This is a genomic window from Klebsiella sp. P1CD1, assembly GCF_003790505.1.
GTDB classification, from domain to species: domain Bacteria; phylum Pseudomonadota; class Gammaproteobacteria; order Enterobacterales; family Enterobacteriaceae; genus Klebsiella; species Klebsiella variicola.
The window spans coordinates 1-16,219 of record NZ_CP033631.1; the positions used below are offsets into that span (position 1 = coordinate 1).

The 16,219-nt window shown below is 55.7% G+C and carries 14 protein-coding genes and 1 other annotated feature; of the genes, 6 read left to right on the top strand and 8 right to left on the bottom strand.

Annotated features, from left to right (window positions below):
• Window positions 1-87, bottom strand: a sequence feature (16S ribosomal RNA rRNA prediction is too short).
• A gap of 477 nt (window positions 88-564) precedes the next feature.
• Together DTA24_RS00005 and mdtD are read left to right on the top strand one after the other, a co-directional pair.
• On the top strand, window positions 565-1,266 hold the full coding sequence (locus tag DTA24_RS00005; protein ID WP_008806704.1) for a FadR/GntR family transcriptional regulator: 702 nt from the start codon (window positions 565-567) through the stop codon (window positions 1,264-1,266).
• A 12-nt stretch (window positions 1,267-1,278) separates the two neighbouring features.
• On the top strand, window positions 1,279-2,676 hold the full coding sequence (mdtD, locus tag DTA24_RS00010) for a multidrug transporter subunit MdtD (RefSeq protein ID WP_023298394.1): 1,398 nt from the start codon (window positions 1,279-1,281) through the stop codon (window positions 2,674-2,676).
• On the opposite strand, the gene rbsR is transcribed toward mdtD, so the two are convergent.
• The 7 genes from rbsR to kup form a co-directional block, all read right to left on the bottom strand.
• Window positions 2,673-3,665: a ribose operon transcriptional repressor RbsR gene (gene rbsR, locus DTA24_RS00015; RefSeq protein ID WP_012543295.1), complete on the bottom strand. Its 993-nt coding sequence runs from the start codon at window positions 3,663-3,665 to the stop codon at window positions 2,673-2,675. The genes mdtD and rbsR overlap by 4 nt on opposite strands.
• A 3-nt stretch (window positions 3,666-3,668) precedes the next feature.
• A complete protein-coding gene (gene rbsK, locus DTA24_RS00020; protein ID WP_023340863.1) occupies window positions 3,669-4,601 on the bottom strand; it encodes a ribokinase in 933 nt (310 codons plus the stop codon).
• Between the two features lie 100 nt (window positions 4,602-4,701).
• Entirely contained in the window at window positions 4,702-5,592 is an 891-nt protein-coding gene (gene rbsB, locus DTA24_RS00025) for a ribose ABC transporter substrate-binding protein RbsB (RefSeq protein WP_012969238.1), read from the bottom strand.
• A gap of 27 nt (window positions 5,593-5,619) precedes the next feature.
• Window positions 5,620-6,585: a ribose ABC transporter permease gene (gene rbsC, locus DTA24_RS00030; protein ID WP_008806709.1), complete on the bottom strand. Its 966-nt coding sequence runs from the start codon at window positions 6,583-6,585 to the stop codon at window positions 5,620-5,622.
• A 5-nt stretch (window positions 6,586-6,590) separates the two neighbouring features.
• Complete coding sequence (rbsA, locus tag DTA24_RS00035) at window positions 6,591-8,096, bottom strand: ribose ABC transporter ATP-binding protein RbsA (protein WP_012543297.1); 1,506 nt, start codon at window positions 8,094-8,096, stop codon at window positions 6,591-6,593.
• Window positions 8,097-8,106: 10 nt separating this feature from the next.
• Window positions 8,107-8,526, bottom strand: a complete 420-nt coding sequence (rbsD, locus tag DTA24_RS00040; RefSeq protein ID WP_002882527.1) for a D-ribose pyranase — start codon at window positions 8,524-8,526, stop codon at window positions 8,107-8,109.
• 184 nt (window positions 8,527-8,710) lie between these two features.
• Complete coding sequence (gene kup, locus DTA24_RS00045) at window positions 8,711-10,579, bottom strand: low affinity potassium transporter Kup (protein WP_008806712.1); 1,869 nt, start codon at window positions 10,577-10,579, stop codon at window positions 8,711-8,713.
• A gap of 217 nt (window positions 10,580-10,796) precedes the next feature.
• Here kup and ravA point away from each other — a divergent pair, with 217 nt between their 5' ends.
• The gene (ravA, locus tag DTA24_RS00050) at window positions 10,797-12,296 is read left to right on the top strand and encodes an ATPase RavA (protein WP_016162028.1); all 1,500 of its coding nucleotides are present in this window, start codon (window positions 10,797-10,799) and stop codon (window positions 12,294-12,296) included.
• Window positions 12,293-13,741 carry an ATPase RavA stimulator ViaA gene (gene viaA, locus DTA24_RS00055; RefSeq protein ID WP_008806714.1) on the top strand — a complete coding sequence of 483 codons (1,449 nt, stop codon included), beginning with the start codon at window positions 12,293-12,295 and terminating at the stop codon, window positions 13,739-13,741. The genes ravA and viaA overlap by 4 nt, the downstream gene beginning before the upstream one ends.
• Before the next feature lie 4 nt (window positions 13,742-13,745).
• On the opposite strand, the gene asnA is transcribed toward viaA, so the two are convergent.
• Window positions 13,746-14,738, bottom strand: coding sequence for an aspartate--ammonia ligase (gene asnA, locus DTA24_RS00060; protein ID WP_012543301.1), 993 nt, complete (start codon window positions 14,736-14,738; stop codon window positions 13,746-13,748).
• A 151-nt stretch (window positions 14,739-14,889) separates the two neighbouring features.
• On the opposite strand from asnA, the gene asnC reads away from it, so the two are divergent.
• Window positions 14,890-15,348, top strand: a complete 459-nt coding sequence (asnC, locus tag DTA24_RS00065; RefSeq protein ID WP_002882510.1) for a transcriptional regulator AsnC — start codon at window positions 14,890-14,892, stop codon at window positions 15,346-15,348.
• Between the two features lie 98 nt (window positions 15,349-15,446).
• Window positions 15,447-15,887 (top strand): FMN-binding protein MioC, encoded by a 441-nt coding sequence (mioC, locus tag DTA24_RS00070; RefSeq protein WP_008806716.1) that lies wholly within the window; start codon window positions 15,447-15,449, stop codon window positions 15,885-15,887.
• Window positions 15,888-16,219: the final 332 nt, after the last annotated feature.

The window sequence follows — 16,219 nt, forward strand, 5'->3', positions numbered from 1 at the left end:
AGCAAGCTCTCTGTGCTACCGCTCGACTTGCATGTGTTAGGCCTGCCGCCAGCGTTCAATCTGAGCCATGATCAAACTCTTCAATTTAAGTTTGATGCTCGTGAATTAAACTTCGTAATGAATTACGCATGTTCACTCAGAGACTTGGTATTCATTTTTCGTCCGAGGACGTTAAGAATCCATGTCACTTTGAGTGCCCACACAGATTGTCTGATAAATTGTTAAAGAGCAGTGCCGCTTCGTTTTTCGCTGCGGCGCGGGGTGTGCATATTACGCTTTCCCGCCTCAGAGTCAAGCATTTATTTTTGCTTTTCTCTGCGAGGTTCTCACCGGAACCCCGCTGACCCGGCGGCTTGTTTGCCGTTGTTCCGTGTCAGTGGAGGCGCATTATAGGGAGTAATTCTGAGGTGACAAGGGGAAATTCAAAAAAACTTTTCAACCGTCTCTTTTTTCAACAATGCGGCGAGGAATGTCGCAAAAAACCGCCGTTTTGCTGTTTTAACCGACGAAACGGGACGCCTGGTGGCATACTGTTAGAGTAAAGAAAAGAAAGGAACGGCATTTATGTCTTTAAGCGCACAGCAACTGGCGGCACAAAAGAACATCTCCTGGGTACTGGCCGAGAAGCTCGCCCAAAAAATACTGACTGGCGAATATCAGCCTGAAAGCATTCTTCCCGGCGAGATGGAGTTGGGGGAGCAGTTCGGTGTGAGCCGTACCGCCGTCCGTGAAGCGGTGAAGACGCTAACGGCAAAAGGCATGTTGCTGCCCCGCCCTCGCATTGGCACCCGGGTGATGCCGCGCAGCAGTTGGAACTTCCTGGATAAGGAACTCCTGTCCTGGTGGCTAACAGAAGATAACTTCGAAGAAGTGGTGAGCCACTTTCTCGTCATGCGCAGCAGCCTGGAGCCCCAGGCCTGTTTTCTCGCTGCCGCTAACGGCACCGCAGAACAAAAAGCGCAGCTCAATACTTTAATGGAAGAGATGATTGCCTTGAAACGTCATTTTCAGCGCGATCGCTGGATAGAGGTCGATATGGCCTGGCATGAACATATCTATGAAATGAGCGGTAATCCTTTCCTCAGCTCATTCGCTTCTTTATTTCATTCCGTCTACCACACCTACTTCACGTCGATTACGCAAAATGAAGTAGTGAAGCTGGATCTCCACCAGGCGATTGTCGATGCCATTCTCAACAGTGATGCGCCAGGTGCCTTGCTCGCCTGCCAGGCGTTGTTGAACGCCCCTCACCCCGTAAATCAATAACAAGGAATTGGCATGAGCGGAAAAAAAGGGCGCAGTATGGCTGGCCTGCCGTGGATCGCGGCGATGGCCTTCTTTATGCAGGCGCTGGATGCCACCATTCTTAACACCGCCCTCCCGGCTATTGCCCACAGTCTTAATCGTTCTCCCTTAGCGATGCAGTCGGCCATTATCAGCTATACGCTGACGGTAGCGATGCTGATCCCGGTCAGCGGCTGGCTGGCCGATCGCTTCGGCACGCGCCGGGTCTTTATCATCGCTGTTAGCTTGTTCACTTTGGGGTCTCTCGCCTGCGCGCTCTCCAGCTCATTAATGGAGCTGGTCATTTTTCGGGTGATTCAGGGGATCGGCGGGGCGATGATGATGCCGGTGGCGAGGCTGGCGCTGCTGCGCGCCTATCCCCGCAGCGAGCTGCTTCCGGTACTGAACTTTGTGACCATGCCAGGTCTGGTGGGGCCGATACTGGGCCCGGTGCTCGGCGGGGTGTTTGTCACCTGGGCCAGCTGGCATTGGATTTTCCTGATAAACATTCCCATCGGGGTGATTGGCATTCTGTATGCCCGCAAATTCATGCCAAATTTCACGACGCCGCGCAGGCGCTTCGATATAACCGGTTTTCTGTTATTTGGCTTAAGCCTGGTACTGTTTTCCAGCGGTATTGAACTGTTTGGAGAAAAAATCGTGGCGACATGGCTGGCGCTGGCCGTGATTGCCGTCAGTCTGTTACTGCTCGTGGCCTATGTTCGCCACGCGCGCCGCCATCCGGCGCCGCTTATCTCGCTCTCTTTATTTAAGACGCATACTTTCTCAGTCGGCATTGCTGGCAACCTTGCCACGCGTTTGGGTACCGGCTGTGTGCCATTTCTGATGCCGCTGATGCTGCAGGTTGGCTTCGGCTATCCGGCCATTATCGCCGGCTGTATGATTGCCCCTACCGCTATCGGCTCCATTATTGCGAAATCTACCGTTACCCAGGTGCTGCGCTGGTTTGGCTATCGTAAGACCCTGGTGGGGATCACGGTATTTATTGGCCTCATGATTGCCCAGTTCTCGCTGCAGTCGCCAGAGATGCCGCTGTGGATGCTTCTTCTGCCACTGTTTGTGCTGGGGATGGCGATGTCCACGCAGTTCACCTCGATGAATACCATTACGCTGGCCGATCTGACGGATGACAATGCCAGCAGCGGTAACAGCCTGCTGGCGGTGACCCAGCAGCTTTCAATCAGTCTCGGGGTGGCCATCAGCGCTGCGGTGCTGCGCTTCTATGAAGGTTTTGACAATGCCAGCACGGTACAGCAGTTTCACTACACCTTTATAACCATGGGCGTGATCACCATCGTGTCGGCGCTGATGTTTATGCTGTTAAGAGCGAAAGATGGCCGTAATCTGATTAGCGAGCGGCACAAACGCTAAGCGGAGCCACGAACCACCAGCTCCGGCGTTAACTGAACGCGTTGCTGCTTTTGCTGCGGATCGGCCATTCGATGGATCAGCACATCGATGGCCAGTTCTCCCAGCTCATCTTTTGGCTGGTGAATGGTGGTCAACGGCGGTGTCATATAGCGTGCGAGCTCAATATCATCGTAGCCCACCAGCGCCATGTCCTGCGGAATGTGCAAACCGGCCTGGTACAACGCCTGATAAGCGCCAACCGCCATGGCATCGTTGCCGACAAATACCGCCTGCGGCCGCTGCGGCAAAGCCAGCAGCTGCTGCATCGCGCTAAACCCGCCGCCAAACTCAAAATCACTGGTCACCACGTATCCGTCGGCAACCGGCAGGCCGCAGCGCGCCATCGCAGCATGGTAACCTTCAAGGCGCAGACGCGCCGGGGTTTTATCCAGCGGGCCGGCAATACAGGCAATGCGCGAATGCCCCTGGTCAATCAGATACTGGGTCGCCATATCGCCGCCAAGCAGCGAGTTATCCTGAATCAGATCGCTATCGCCATCAAAGGGAGCCCAGTCCATCATGACCGTCGGTACCGATGGATAGCGCTGCATAATTTCCGGAGAGGGCTGATGGGTCTCCGTGCACAGCAGCAGTAGTCCATCGACGCGTTTTTGCATTAGCGTCTCCAGATTACGATTCATTCGCTGCTCATCACCTTCCGTATTACAGAGTACGAGGCTATAACCCCGCTCAAAACAGCTGCGCTCCACGCCCCGCACCAGCTCCGAATAAAACGGATTGGTACTGGCAGTGATGAGCATGCCGATGGTACGGGTTTGATTAAGCTTAAGGCTACGCGCCAGCGCAGAGGGGGCGTAGTTGAGGCTTTTGATCGCAGCGTCTACTTTGGCGGTAATCGCCTCACTGACAAAGCGGTCCTTATTGATGACGTGTGACACCGTCGATGTGGAAACGCCCGCGACGCGGGCCACATCTTTCATCGTAGCCAAGCATTACCCCTGTTGCGCTAAAAATTCATCAATCTCTGTGCGCCACGGCACGGATGGCTGCGCGCCTTTGCGGGTCACGGCGATCGCCGCCGCGGCATGCGCAAAACGGATCGCTTCCGGCAGGGAAGTCCCTTCCAGCAACGCGGTTACCAGCGCGCCGTTAAAGGTATCGCCGGCAGCGATAGTATCAATGGCCTGCACACGAAAGCCCGGGATCCGACGGCTTTCGCCTTCGGCACTGAGCCAGACGCCGCGGCTGCCGAGGGTGATCATCACCGTACCAATGCCTTTGGCATGCAGCACGTCGGCGGCTTTTGCCGCATCCTCGTCGCTCTCAACGCGAATACCGGTCAGCTTTTCCGCTTCGGTTTCGTTGGGGGTAATGATATCCACCAGCGCCAGCAGTTCATCGGACAGTTCACGCGCTGGCGCGGGATTAAGCACCACGGTGGTCTGATGGTGATGGGCGATTTTCGCCGCCGCCAACACGCTCTCCAGCGGCGACTCCAGCTGCATTAACAGCGCCTGTGCGCTAGCGATACGTTCCTTTTCCGCCTCAACCTGGGAGACGGAAAGCGCCGCATTGGCGCCGGCATGAATACCGATGACATTCTCACCTTCGGCGTTAACGAAGATTAACGCCACGCCGGTCGCTTCCCCGGCGACTGCGCGCACAGGCGCCACGTCGATTTTATCGCTCGCCAGCTGGCGGCGGATGCGTTCACCGATGTCGTCATCGCCGGTGCAGGCGATAAACGCGATATCCGCTCCGCTGCGCCCGGCGGCGACCGCCTGGTTGGCCCCTTTACCACCGAAAGCCACCTGATAATGGTTGCCGGTGACGGTTTCGCCCGGCGTCGGGAAAGCGTCAAGGTTAAGAATGTGATCGGCATTGATACTGCCAAGGACGACAAGTTTGCCTGCAGTTTTCATCATTTCTGTTCCCGGGAAAGCGCGCCACCGGGATCCGGTGGCGCATGCCCTGCTTTTCTTTTTTTATATTGTCCCTCGGACCGTTGCCAGTCCGAATCGCATTTTACTGCTTAACGACCAGCTTCAGCTCAACCGGGTAGTTAGCTTCCACTTTTTCGCCCTTCAGTACCTTATCAGCCGTCTCAACGCCTTTCGCGCCGATCTGCTCCGGCAACTGTGCGACGGTCGCCGCCAGTTTGCCACTGTTTACTGCTTTTTCGCCATCCGGAGTGCCGTCAAATCCAACCACCATCACATCGGACTTGCCTGCGGTCTGCAGCGCGCGCAGGGCGCCCAGCGCCATTTCATCATTTTGCGCGAATACCGCCTGCACGTCAGGATGCGCGGTCAGCAGGTTCTGCATCACGTTCAGCCCTTTGGTACGGTCGAAATCGGCTGGTTGGCTGGCCAGGACGTTAAACTTGTGCGCCGCCACGGCCTGTTTAAAGCCTTCGCCGCGCTCGCGCGCCGCAGAAGTCCCGGCAATGCCCTGCAGCTCAATGACTTTCGCACTTTCACCCACTTTTTTCGCGATGTAATCGCCAGCCATTTTTCCGCCCTGCACGTTGTCAGACGCAATGTGGCTCACGACATCGCCTTTTGTGGCCTGACGGTCAAGGGTGATGACCGGGATTTTCGCCTGGTTTGCCATCTTCACGGCGTTGCCGACGGCATCAGAGTCGGTGGGGTTGATCAGCAGCAGCTTGGCGCCGCGCACCGTCAAATCCTGGACGTTCGCCAGCTCTTTCGCCGGGTTGTTCTGGGAGTCCAGCACCACCAGGTTGTAGCCCAGCTTGTCAGCTTCTTTTTGCGCGCCGTCTTTCAGCGACACGAAGAACGGGTTATTCAGGGTAGAGATAACCAGAGCGATGGTGTCTTTGGCCATCGCGTTTGCGCTGACGGTCGCACTTAGCGCAACAGCAGAGACCAGGGTCGCCAGTTTTTTCATATTCATAGTTAAGATGTCCTGTAGAGTTCTCAGTTACTGCTTTTTGTTATCTACCAGTACCGCCAGCAAAATCACCACCGCTTTAACGATCATCTGGTAATAGGAAGAAACGCCTAAAAGATTAAGACCATTATTCAGGAAGCCAAGGATCAGCGCGCCAATCAGCGTGCCGACAATGCGTCCTTTGCCGCCCGCGAGGCTGGTGCCACCGAGCACCACCGCCGCAATGGCGTCCAGCTCATAGCCCGTCCCCGCCGTCGGCTGCGCGGAGGAGAGACGCGCCACTTCGATGATCCCGGCCAGCGACGCCAGCATCCCGCACAAGGCGTAGACGATAATTTTGACTTTATTGACGCTAATCCCGGACAGACGCGTCGCCGCTTCATTACCGCCCAGCGCGTAAATATAACGGCCCAGGCGAGTATGGTGCAGCATGTACCAGGCCGCCAGGAAGACAATCGCCATGATCCATACCGGCGTCGGGATCCCCAGCGGACGCCCGATGCCAAACCAGCCAAACAGATCGGCGTTATCGCTAAAGCCGGTGTTGATCGGACTGCCATTGGTGTACACCATGGTCACGCCGCGCAGCAGCAGCATCATCACCAGGGTAGCGATGAAGGCCTGCACGCGGCCTTTCGCCACAATCACCCCGGTGACTGCGCCGATCGCGGCACCCAATGCGAGGGCAGCAGCGACCGCCACCAGCGCATTAACCTCAATGCCAACAATCGACGCTGCCACCGCACCGGTGAGCGCCAACAGGGAGCCGACGGACAGGTCGATCCCCGAGGTCAGTATAACCAGCGTCATCCCTACCGCCATGATGGCGTTAACGGAGGTCTGTTGCAGGATATTGAACAGGTTATTGACGGTAAAAAAGTTGGGGCTCATGGTCGATACCACCGCGATCAGCACCAGCAGGGCAATCAGCGATTTTTGCTCCATCAGCCACGCTTTCGTGAAATAACGGCGACCAGTAACAGCCTGGGTTGTCATCTTTCTTACTCCTGATTCACACGGTTAAGCTTGCCCACAGCGGCAGCCATCAATACTTCCTGGGTGGCCTGCTCGCGTGTGAATTCACCGCCGAGATGCCCTTCATGCATCACAATGATGCGATCGCTCATGCCCAACACCTCCGGCATCTCAGAGGAGACCAGAATGATGCTCAGGCCATCGGCTTTGAACTGATTGATGAGCTGGTAGATCTCTTTCTTCGCCCCGACGTCGACGCCGCGGGTCGGTTCATCAAGGATCAGCACCTTTGGCCGGGTCATCAGCCCGCGGGCAATGGCGACCTTTTGCTGGTTGCCGCCGGAAAGCAGGCCGATTGCCTGCTCCATGGACGGCGTTTTGACGTTAAACAGCCGAATGAAATCACTGACCGCCTGCTGTTCATCTTTATGCTTAAGGCTGCCGCCCGCCCGGCTGAAGTAGCGTAGCGCCGTCAGGGACATATTTTCTTTTACCGACATCCCGAGAACCAGGCCATCGCGCTTACGATCTTCGGAGATATAGACAATGCCGTTCGCCAGACCGTCCTGCGGCGAGCGGGTCACCACTTCATGGCCATCCAGCGTCACGGAGCCGCTGCTGCGCGGCAGCGCGCCGTACAGCACTTTCATCAGTTCGGTCCGTCCGGCGCCCATCAGCCCGGCGACACCCAGGATTTCCCCCTGGCGCAAGGTAAAGGTCACGTTTTCCACGCCCGGGCCGCAGAGATTATCGACCTTCAGGCGCACCGCGCCCGGCGCCTTATCGAGATGTGGATATTGATCTTCCAGCTTACGGCCGACCATCATCTCGATCAGTCGGTCCTCATCCAGCGAAGCCACTTCGCGCTCGGCGATAAACTGCCCGTCACGAAAGACGGTCACGTCGTCGCAAATCTCGAAGATCTCTTTCATACGGTGGGAGATATAGACGATGCCGCGCCCCTGCGACTTCAGTTCGCGGATGACGCGGAACAGCGATTCGGTTTCGGTATCGGTCAGCGCATCGGTCGGTTCATCCATAATGATGACTTTCGATTCAAAGCTCAGCACTTTGGCGATCTCCACCATTTGCTGATCGCCAATCGACAGATCGCCCACAAGCTTCTGGCTGTTAAAGCGGAGATTCAGCTTTGCCAGCAGCTTGTCGGCTTCGGCATACATCTGCTTCCAGTCGATTTTGCCAAAACGGTTAACAAATTCGCGACCAAGGAAGATGTTCTCGGCAATCGTCAATTGCGGGATCAGGTTCAGTTCCTGGTGGATGATACCGATCCCGGCTTCCTGGGAGGATTTGGGGCCGTTAAAGGTCGTCTCTTTGCCTAACCACAGCAAAGAGCCGGCATCACGGGTGTAGATCCCGGTCAGCACCTTCATCATGGTGGACTTGCCGGCGCCATTTTCCCCTACCAGCGCCATCACCCGACCGGCATAGACATTCAGCGCCGCGCCGGAGAGCGCCTTGACGCCAGGGAACGCTTTATCGATCCCTTTTAGTTGCAATAAGGCTTCCATGGCGGCGACCTCAGAACGTGACGCCGGCACAGAGAATGATATTCGCAAACGGGGAACACTCCCCGCTGCGAATTACCGCCTGACTGTCTGCGGTTTGTTTTTTGAACTGCTCATGGCTGGTGTAACGAATTTCAATGGTATTTCCCTGGTGCTGCTGCAGCTGCTCGAGGTGAGTGAGCAACGTCGCGTGGAGCTGCGGATTATGGGTTTTAATCTCTTCCGCGATAACAGCCGCTTCAACCTGCATTTCCGTCGTCACCACTTCCAGCACCTGCATAAAGGAAGGTACGCCCTGAGTCAGCGCCATATCAATGCGCGTGCTGCTGCGGGGAACCGGTAATCCGGCATCGCAGACCACCAGCGTATCGGTGTGGCCCAGGCGGGAAATGACCGCGGAAATATCAGCGTTAAGTACGGTGCCTTTTTTCATTTTTCTCTTTTGCTCCACTAGCGAAACGTTTCGCTAAAATAATTATTATCAATGTGTGAGCAGAAAACCATCACCAGAAGAGAGAAATGTGATCGCCATCGAAACGTTTCGCAAGGCAACGGCAGGAGATGACAGCCGGAGTGAGAAACAAAAAGCCCTTCGCAATGGAAGGGCTTTTTTGACATCAGATTTCGACCTGGGTACCGAGCTCGATAACCCGGTTTGGCGGGATTTCAAACTGATCCGGCGCCCGCAGGGCGTTACGCTGCAGCAGCAGATAAAGCTTGCCGCGCAGGCGCAGATACCACGGTCGTTTGCCGATAATCAGCGACTCATGCGACATGAAGAACGAGGTCTCCATCATCCGGCAGCTGAGTCCTTCCAGGCCACAGCGATGGAATACTTCTTCAACGTTTGGCGTTTCCCGCCAGCCGTAGCTGGCCACCACCCGCCAGAACGACGGCGACAGCTGCTCGATCTGCACCCGGCGAACGTTATGCACGTAAGGCGCATCTTCGGTGCGCAGAGTCAGAAGAATCACTCGCTCATGCAGCACCTTGTTGTGCTTCAGGTTATGCAACAGGGCAAACGGGATCACGTTCAGGGCGCGGGACATATACACCGCGGTACCCGGCACACGCACCGGCGGTGACTTCTCCAGCGAAGAGATCATCGCTTCCAGCGAATTGCCGTGCTCGTGCATCCGGCGCAGCAGGCGGAAACGCTCGCTCTTCCAGGTGGTCATCACCGTAAACATCACCAGCCCCAGAGACAACGGTAGCCAACCGCCGGAGACAATCTTATCGAGGTTCGCCGAGAACAGCGGAATATCGATACACAGGAAGGCCACCAGCATCAGGCCGACAAACAGCTTATTCCAGTGCCAGTTTTTGCGCGCCACCGTTGCCGACAGAATGGAGGTCAGCACCATGGTGCCCGTGACCGCAATACCATACGCCGCCGCCAGATTAGACGAATGCTCAAAGCTGACAATAACGATGACCACAGAAACGTACAGCAGCCAGTTAATGAACGGGATGTAAATCTGTCCGGACTCCATTTCCGAGGTGTGGATAATGCGCATCGGCGACAGATAGCCCAGACGCACTGCCTGACGGGTCAGGGAGAAGACCCCGGAGATCACCGCCTGCGAGGCGATAACCGTCGCCAGCGTGGCGATAATCAGCATCGGGATCAGCGCCCACTCCGGCGCCAGCAGGAAGAACGGGTTTTTAATCGCTTCCGGGTGCTTCAGCAGCAGCGCGCCCTGGCCAAAATAGTTCAGCACCAGCGAGGGCAGCACGACGGAGAACCAGGCCACGCGGATCGGCAGTTTGCCGAAGTGACCCATATCGGCGTACAGCGCTTCCACCCCGGTAATCGACAGCACCACCGCGCCGAGCGCAATAAAGGAAACCGTTTTGTACTGCAGGAAGAAATGCACCGCCCAGTAGGGATTTAGCGCCTGAAGAACTTCCGGGTTAGCGTAAATGCTTCGCGCGCCCAGCACCGCCAGCAACAGGAACCAGATCAGCATAATCGGCGCAAACAGCTTACCGACCATGCCGGTCCCGTGCTTCTGGATCACAAACAGCAGAGTCAGCACGATAATGGAAATAGGGACAATCCAGGTATCAAGCTGCGGGGCGATAATTTCTAACCCCTCTATCGCCGACATAACGGAAATCGCCGGCGTAATCACCACTTCGCCATAGAAGAAGCTACCGCCGATCAGGCCGAGGATCACCAGTACGGAGGTCATTCGGGCCGAGGTATTACGTCCGGCCAGCGACATCAGCGTTAAGATCCCGCCTTCCCCGGCGTTATCCGCCCGCATCACGAACGTGATGTATTTAATCGATACGGTAAAGATCAACAGCCAGAAAATCAGCGACAAAAAGCCAAACACGGCGTCGCGTTCAACGCCAAAGCCAAACTGACCTGACAGGCATTCGCGCAAGGTATACAGTGGACTGGTACCGATATCGCCGTACACCACGCCGATGGCCGCCAACGTTAATGCCGGCAACGATTGTTTATTATCAGTGCTCATAGACTAGTCTTTTCGTTTATAAAACAAATGTGTGCCTAGTCCCTTGGCCCACAAAAAGCGCACAGTATGCACGATTATTTGCGAAATCGTACCCCTAACAGACACCATATTAACCTGGCTCAAAAAAAATAAATCGATTCTTCAGGCTATTACCGCCCCTGCTCTAACATCTATACTCGACCCAATAACGATACATGACAAAGCACGCAACTCAATTATGGCTCAAACACATTTACTGGCTGAAAGAATTTCCCGGCTCAGCGCGGCACTCGAAAAAGGACTCTTTGAACGCAGCCACGCGATACGCCTCTGCCTGCTGGCGGCGCTCAGCGGCGAGAGCGTTTTTTTGCTCGGCCCACCGGGGATCGCCAAAAGCCTGATTGCCCGCCGCCTCAAATTCGCCTTCCAGCAGGCGCGCGCTTTTGAATACCTGATGACCCGCTTCTCCACCCCGGAAGAAGTTTTTGGGCCACTGTCCATTCAGGCACTGAAGGATGAAGGCCGTTACGAACGTTTAACCGCCGGCTACCTGCCGGAAGCCGAAATCGTCTTTCTCGATGAAATATGGAAAGCGGGTCCGGCGATCCTCAACACCCTGCTGACGGCGATTAACGAACGTCACTTCCGCAATGGGGCGCACGAAGAGAAAATCCCGATGCGCCTGCTGGTGGCCGCGTCGAACGAACTCCCCGAAGCCGACAGCAGTCTGGAAGCGCTGTATGACCGAATGCTGATCCGTCTGTGGCTTGATAAAGTGCAGGATAAAGGTAATTTCCGTTCAATGCTGGTCAGCCAGCAGGATGAAAACATCAATCCAGTGCCCAGCGCGCTGCAGGTTAGCGACGAAGAGTTTACCCAATGGCAGCAGCAGATCGGCAATATCAAACTGCCAGACGCGGTGTTTGAGCTGATATTCCAGCTCCGCCAGCAGCTGGATGCCCTGCCAAATGCGCCGTACGTCTCGGATCGCCGCTGGAAAAAGGCCATTCGCCTGCTGCAGGCCAGCGCCTTCTTCAGCGGGCGCGACAGCATCGCGCCGATAGATCTGATCCTGCTGAAAGATTGTCTGTGGCACAACGTCGAGAGCATGAACCTGATGTCGCAGCAGCTGGAAACGCTCATGACCTGTCACGCCTGGCAACAGCAGGCGATGCTGACGCGGCTGGGGGCCATTGTCCAGAGACGCATTCAGATCCAACAGCAGCAAAGCGACAAAACGGCGTTGAAGGTCACCCGCCTTGGCGGGATGTTTAGCCGCAAACCGCATTATGAATTGCCGGCGGAGATCCAGGGGACCACCCTGACGCTGCTGCTGCAGCAGCCGCTCAAACTTCACGATATGGAAGTGATCCACATTACTTTTGAACGCGAGGCGTTAGCCAACTGGCTGGAAAAGGGCGGTGAGATCCGCGGTAAGCTCAACGGGATCGGCTTTGCCCAACTGCTCAATATGGATGTCGACACCAGCCAGCACCTGGTCGTCCGCGACGTCAGCCTGCAGGGCTCACGCCTCGCGCTGCCCGGTAGCGCATCGCAGGAGAACATGCCGGCAGAAATTCGCCAACAGCTGGAGGCGCTCGATGATGAGTGGCACCAGCAACACAACCGCTTCAGCGAGCAGCAAAAGTGTCTGTTTATCCCGGTCGAGTGGCTGGGAAGAATCGAAGCCAGCCTGCAGGACGTCGGCGCGCAGATTAAACAGGCGAAGCAGCCATGACGCTCGATATGCTGAATGTCATGCTGGCAGTCAGCGAAGAGGGAATGATCGAGGAGATGCTGCTGGCGCTGCTGGCCTCTCCTCAGTTGGCGGTGTTCTTTGAGAAATTCCCCCGCCTGAAAAACATCATCGCGGCGGATATTCCACGCTGGCGTGAAGCCGTTCGCGCCCGTTTGAAAGAAGTTAACGTCCCGCCGGATCTGGACGCCGAAGTGCAAACCTATCAGCAGGCTCAGCTACTCTCTACCTCGCAGTTTATCGTCCAGCTCCCGCAGATCCTCGGCAAACTGCACCAGCTACAGTCTCCTTTTGCCGCTCAGGCGCAGAAGCTGGTGGATGACAATGCCACCTTTACCCCGGCGTTGCATACGCTGTTTTTACAGCGCTGGCGCCTGAGCCTGGTGGTGCAAGCCACCAGCCTTAACCAGCAGTTGCTGGATGAAGAACGCGATCAGTTACTCAGTGAGGTCCAGGAACGAATGACGCTCAGCGGTCAGCTCGATCCGGTACTGGCGGAAAATGACACTGCCGCCGGGCGTCTGTGGGATATGAGCGCTGGCGAACTCAAACGCGGCGACTATCAGCTGATCGTGCGCTATGGCGATTTTCTCAACCAGCAACCGGAGCTACTGCAGCTGGCGGAACAACTCGGACGTTCACGGGAAGCGAAATCGGTGCCGAAGAAAGACGCCCCGATGGAAACCTTTCGCAGCCTGGTGCGCGAGCCGGCGACAGTACCGGAGCAAGTCGACGGCCTCCAGCAGAGTGACGACATTCTGCGGCTGCTGCCGCCGGAGCTGGCGACGCTCGGCATCACGGAGCTGGAGTTTGAATTTTATCGCAAGCTGGTGGAGAAGCAGCTGCTCACCTACCGGCTGCATGGCGACGCCTGGCGTGAGAAAATCACCGAACGCCCGGTAACACGGCAGGATTTTGATGAGCAACCGCGCGGGCCGTTCATTGTCTGCGTCGATACGTCAGGGTCGATGGGCGGTTTTAACGAGCAGTGCGCTAAGGCCTTTTGTCTGGCCCTCATGCGCGTCGCGCTGGCCGATAACCGTCGCTGCTTTATTATGCTGTTCTCCAGCGAAGTGGTGCATTACGAACTGACCAGCGAGCGCGGGCTGGAGCAGGCGATCCGCTTTTTAAGCCAGCGCTTTCGCGGCGGTACCGATCTGGCCAGCTGTTTTCGCGCCATTATTGAACGTCTGCAAAACCCCCAGTGGGTGGATGCGGATGCCGTCGTGATCTCTGACTTTATCGCCCAGCGGTTGCCGGATGAGGTGATTGCTCAGGTGGGGGAGTTACAGCGTAAGCACCAGCACCGTTTTCACGCGGTGGCGATGTCGGTACACGGCAAACCCGGCATCATGCGCATCTTCGATCATATCTGGCGCTTTGATACCGGGCTGCGAAGCCGCCTGCTGCGACGCTGGCGACGCTAATTCATTACAGCAGCGCGGAAACGCTTTCGCGAACCTGGGCCGGCCATACGCCGCACTGTACCTGGCCGATATGGTCAAGCTGCAGCAGCAGCATCGTCAGACGAGACTGGCCAATGCCGCCGCCGATAGTCTGCGGCATCTCGCCGCGCAGCAGCGCCTGGTGCCATTCAAGCTGTAGGCGATCTTCATCGCCAGTCACGGCCAGCTGGCGCTTCAGCGCTTCGGCGTCAACGCGGATCCCCATTGAGGAGATCTCGAAGGCATCTTCCAGCACCGGGTTCCATACCAGGATATCGCCGTTCAGACCGGCAAAGCCTTCAGAAACCTCTGTGCTCCAGTCATCGTAATCCGGCGCACGCACATCGTGGCGCTTACCGTTAGACAGTTTGCCGCCGATACCAATTAAGAAGACGGCCCCCAACTCTTTGGCAATGGCTCGCTCACGGCCTTTGGCATCAAGATCGGGATAGCGGCTCAGCAGCTCCTGGCTGTGAACAAAATGGATCTGTTCCGGCAGAAAAGGCTTCAGGCCAAATTCCTGGCTGACCGCCAGCTCGGTAGCTTTGATCCCGGCGTAGATCGCCTCGACGGTTGCCTTCAGAGTGCCGACGTGACGCTCTTCATCGCCCATCACGCGCTCCCAGTCCCACTGGTCGACATAGACGGAATGGATAGGCGTCAGACGGTCTTCATCGGGGCGAAGGGCCTTCATGTGCGTGTACAGCCCTTCGCCCGCGCTGAAGTCGTGTTGTCCCAGGGTTTGACGCTTCCACTTCGCCAGCGAATGAACCACTTCGAACTGGGCGTCGGGCAGTGTTTTCACTTTTACCTGAACCGCTTTCTCGCAGCCGGACAAGTTATCCTGCGTCCCATCGCCCACGCGGCTTAAGATTGGCGCCTGGACTTCAATCAGGCCAAGCTTCTCTTCCAGCTGACGGGAAAAGTGGGATTTAACGAAACTGATCTGGCGTTGTTTTGCGATATATGCGGTTTTCATTTTTATAACTCCTGCGTCCTGTTGCCATTGATTAAGCAACAAAACAGGGCCGCAATACAATAATCAATCAATAAAAAGCCGCATCGACTTTTAATTCATCAAAATATGAAGCTAAAATAGCAAGAACCCTCAAACTTCATAAGAAAAAGATATGGAAAATTATCAGATCGACAATCTGGACCGCGGCATTCTCGATGCGCTGATGGCCAACGCCCGTACCGCCTATGCCGAACTGGCTAAACAGTTCAGCGTCAGCCCGGGCACCATTCATGTGCGCGTCGAAAAGATGAAACAGGCGGGTATCATTACCGGTGCGCGCATTGACGTCAGCCCCAAGCAGCTGGGCTATGATGTCGGCTGCTTTATCGGCATTATTCTCAAGAGCGCCAAGGACTACCCTTCCGCCCTTGCCCGCCTGGAAAGCCTGGAGGAGGTCACCGAGGCTTATTACACCACCGGCCACTACAGCATCTTTATTAAGGTGATGTGTAAATCCATCGATGCCCTGCAGCAGGTACTTATCAACAAGATCCAAACAATTGATGAAATTCAGTCCACCGAGACGCTGATCGTGCTGCAGAACCCGATCATGCGTACCATCAAGCCCTGATCGCTTTTTTTAATCCCACATTTTTCCACAGGTAGATCCCAGCTCGCTCACAGCGTACAATACGCCACTCTGAACAGTTGAGCGGGCGATCGGCGATCATGGCAGACATTACACTTATCAGCGGCAGCACCCTGGGCAGTGCGGAATATGTAGCAGAGCATCTGGCGGAAAAGCTGGAAGAAGCCGGCTACAGCACTGAAATCCAGCACGGTCCGCTGGTTGACGATCTGCAGGCGGAAGGGATCTGGTTAGTTATCTCTTCAACGCATGGCGCCGGCGACATTCCCGACAACCTGGTTCCCTTCTATGACGCATTGCTGGAGCAGAAGGCCGATCTTTCCGCCGTGCGCTTTGGCGCCATCGGGATCGGCAGCCGCGAATACGACACCTTCTGCGGGGCGATCGATAAATTAGAAGCAGCATTGAAGGCCAGCGGCGCAAAACAGATCGGCGAAACGCTGAAAATTAACGTACTGGAACATGAAATTCCGGAGGATCCAGCGGAAATCTGGCTGGGATCCTGGAAAAATTTGCTCTGAGAATTGTAAAGATCGTCGGATCTTCTGTGGATAACCATGCTTAAAAGCTTGGATCAACCGGTAGTTATCCAAAGAATAACCGTCGTATGGTTTTTGTGCTGTGTATAACCCTTCATTTTGATCCCAGCTTATACGGACCAGGATCACCGATCATTCACAGATAGTGATCCTTCTTAAGCTTTTGATCTTACATCGTGGATCCGACTTATCCACAAAGAGAGTCGATCCTAATAAGAGATCACAATAGAACAGATCTCTATATAAAGATCTTCTTTTTAATACTCAGGATCCCGGAGTCTTTCTCAAAAGACCAAAGCCGAGTAGAATCCACG

Coding starts and splice junctions, on each gene's coding strand:
- DTA24_RS00005 (WP_008806704.1), top strand. CDS start 565: ATGTCTTTAAGCGCACAGCAACTGGCGGCACAAAAGAACATCTCCTGG.
- mdtD (WP_023298394.1), top strand. CDS start 1,279: ATGAGCGGAAAAAAAGGGCGCAGTATGGCTGGCCTGCCGTGGATCGCG.
- rbsK (WP_023340863.1), bottom strand. CDS start 4,601: ATGATGAAAACTGCAGGCAAACTTGTCGTCCTTGGCAGTATCAATGCC.
- rbsB (WP_012969238.1), bottom strand. CDS start 5,592: ATGAATATGAAAAAACTGGCGACCCTGGTCTCTGCTGTTGCGCTAAGT.
- rbsC (WP_008806709.1), bottom strand. CDS start 6,585: ATGACAACCCAGGCTGTTACTGGTCGCCGTTATTTCACGAAAGCGTGG.
- rbsA (WP_012543297.1), bottom strand. CDS start 8,096: ATGGAAGCCTTATTGCAACTAAAAGGGATCGATAAAGCGTTCCCTGGC.
- rbsD (WP_002882527.1), bottom strand. CDS start 8,526: ATGAAAAAAGGCACCGTACTTAACGCTGATATTTCCGCGGTCATTTCC.
- kup (WP_008806712.1), bottom strand. CDS start 10,579: ATGAGCACTGATAATAAACAATCGTTGCCGGCATTAACGTTGGCGGCC.
- ravA (WP_016162028.1), top strand. CDS start 10,797: ATGGCTCAAACACATTTACTGGCTGAAAGAATTTCCCGGCTCAGCGCG.
- viaA (WP_008806714.1), top strand. CDS start 12,293: ATGACGCTCGATATGCTGAATGTCATGCTGGCAGTCAGCGAAGAGGGA.
- asnA (WP_012543301.1), bottom strand. CDS start 14,738: ATGAAAACCGCATATATCGCAAAACAACGCCAGATCAGTTTCGTTAAA.
- asnC (WP_002882510.1), top strand. CDS start 14,890: ATGGAAAATTATCAGATCGACAATCTGGACCGCGGCATTCTCGATGCG.
- mioC (WP_008806716.1), top strand. CDS start 15,447: ATGGCAGACATTACACTTATCAGCGGCAGCACCCTGGGCAGTGCGGAA.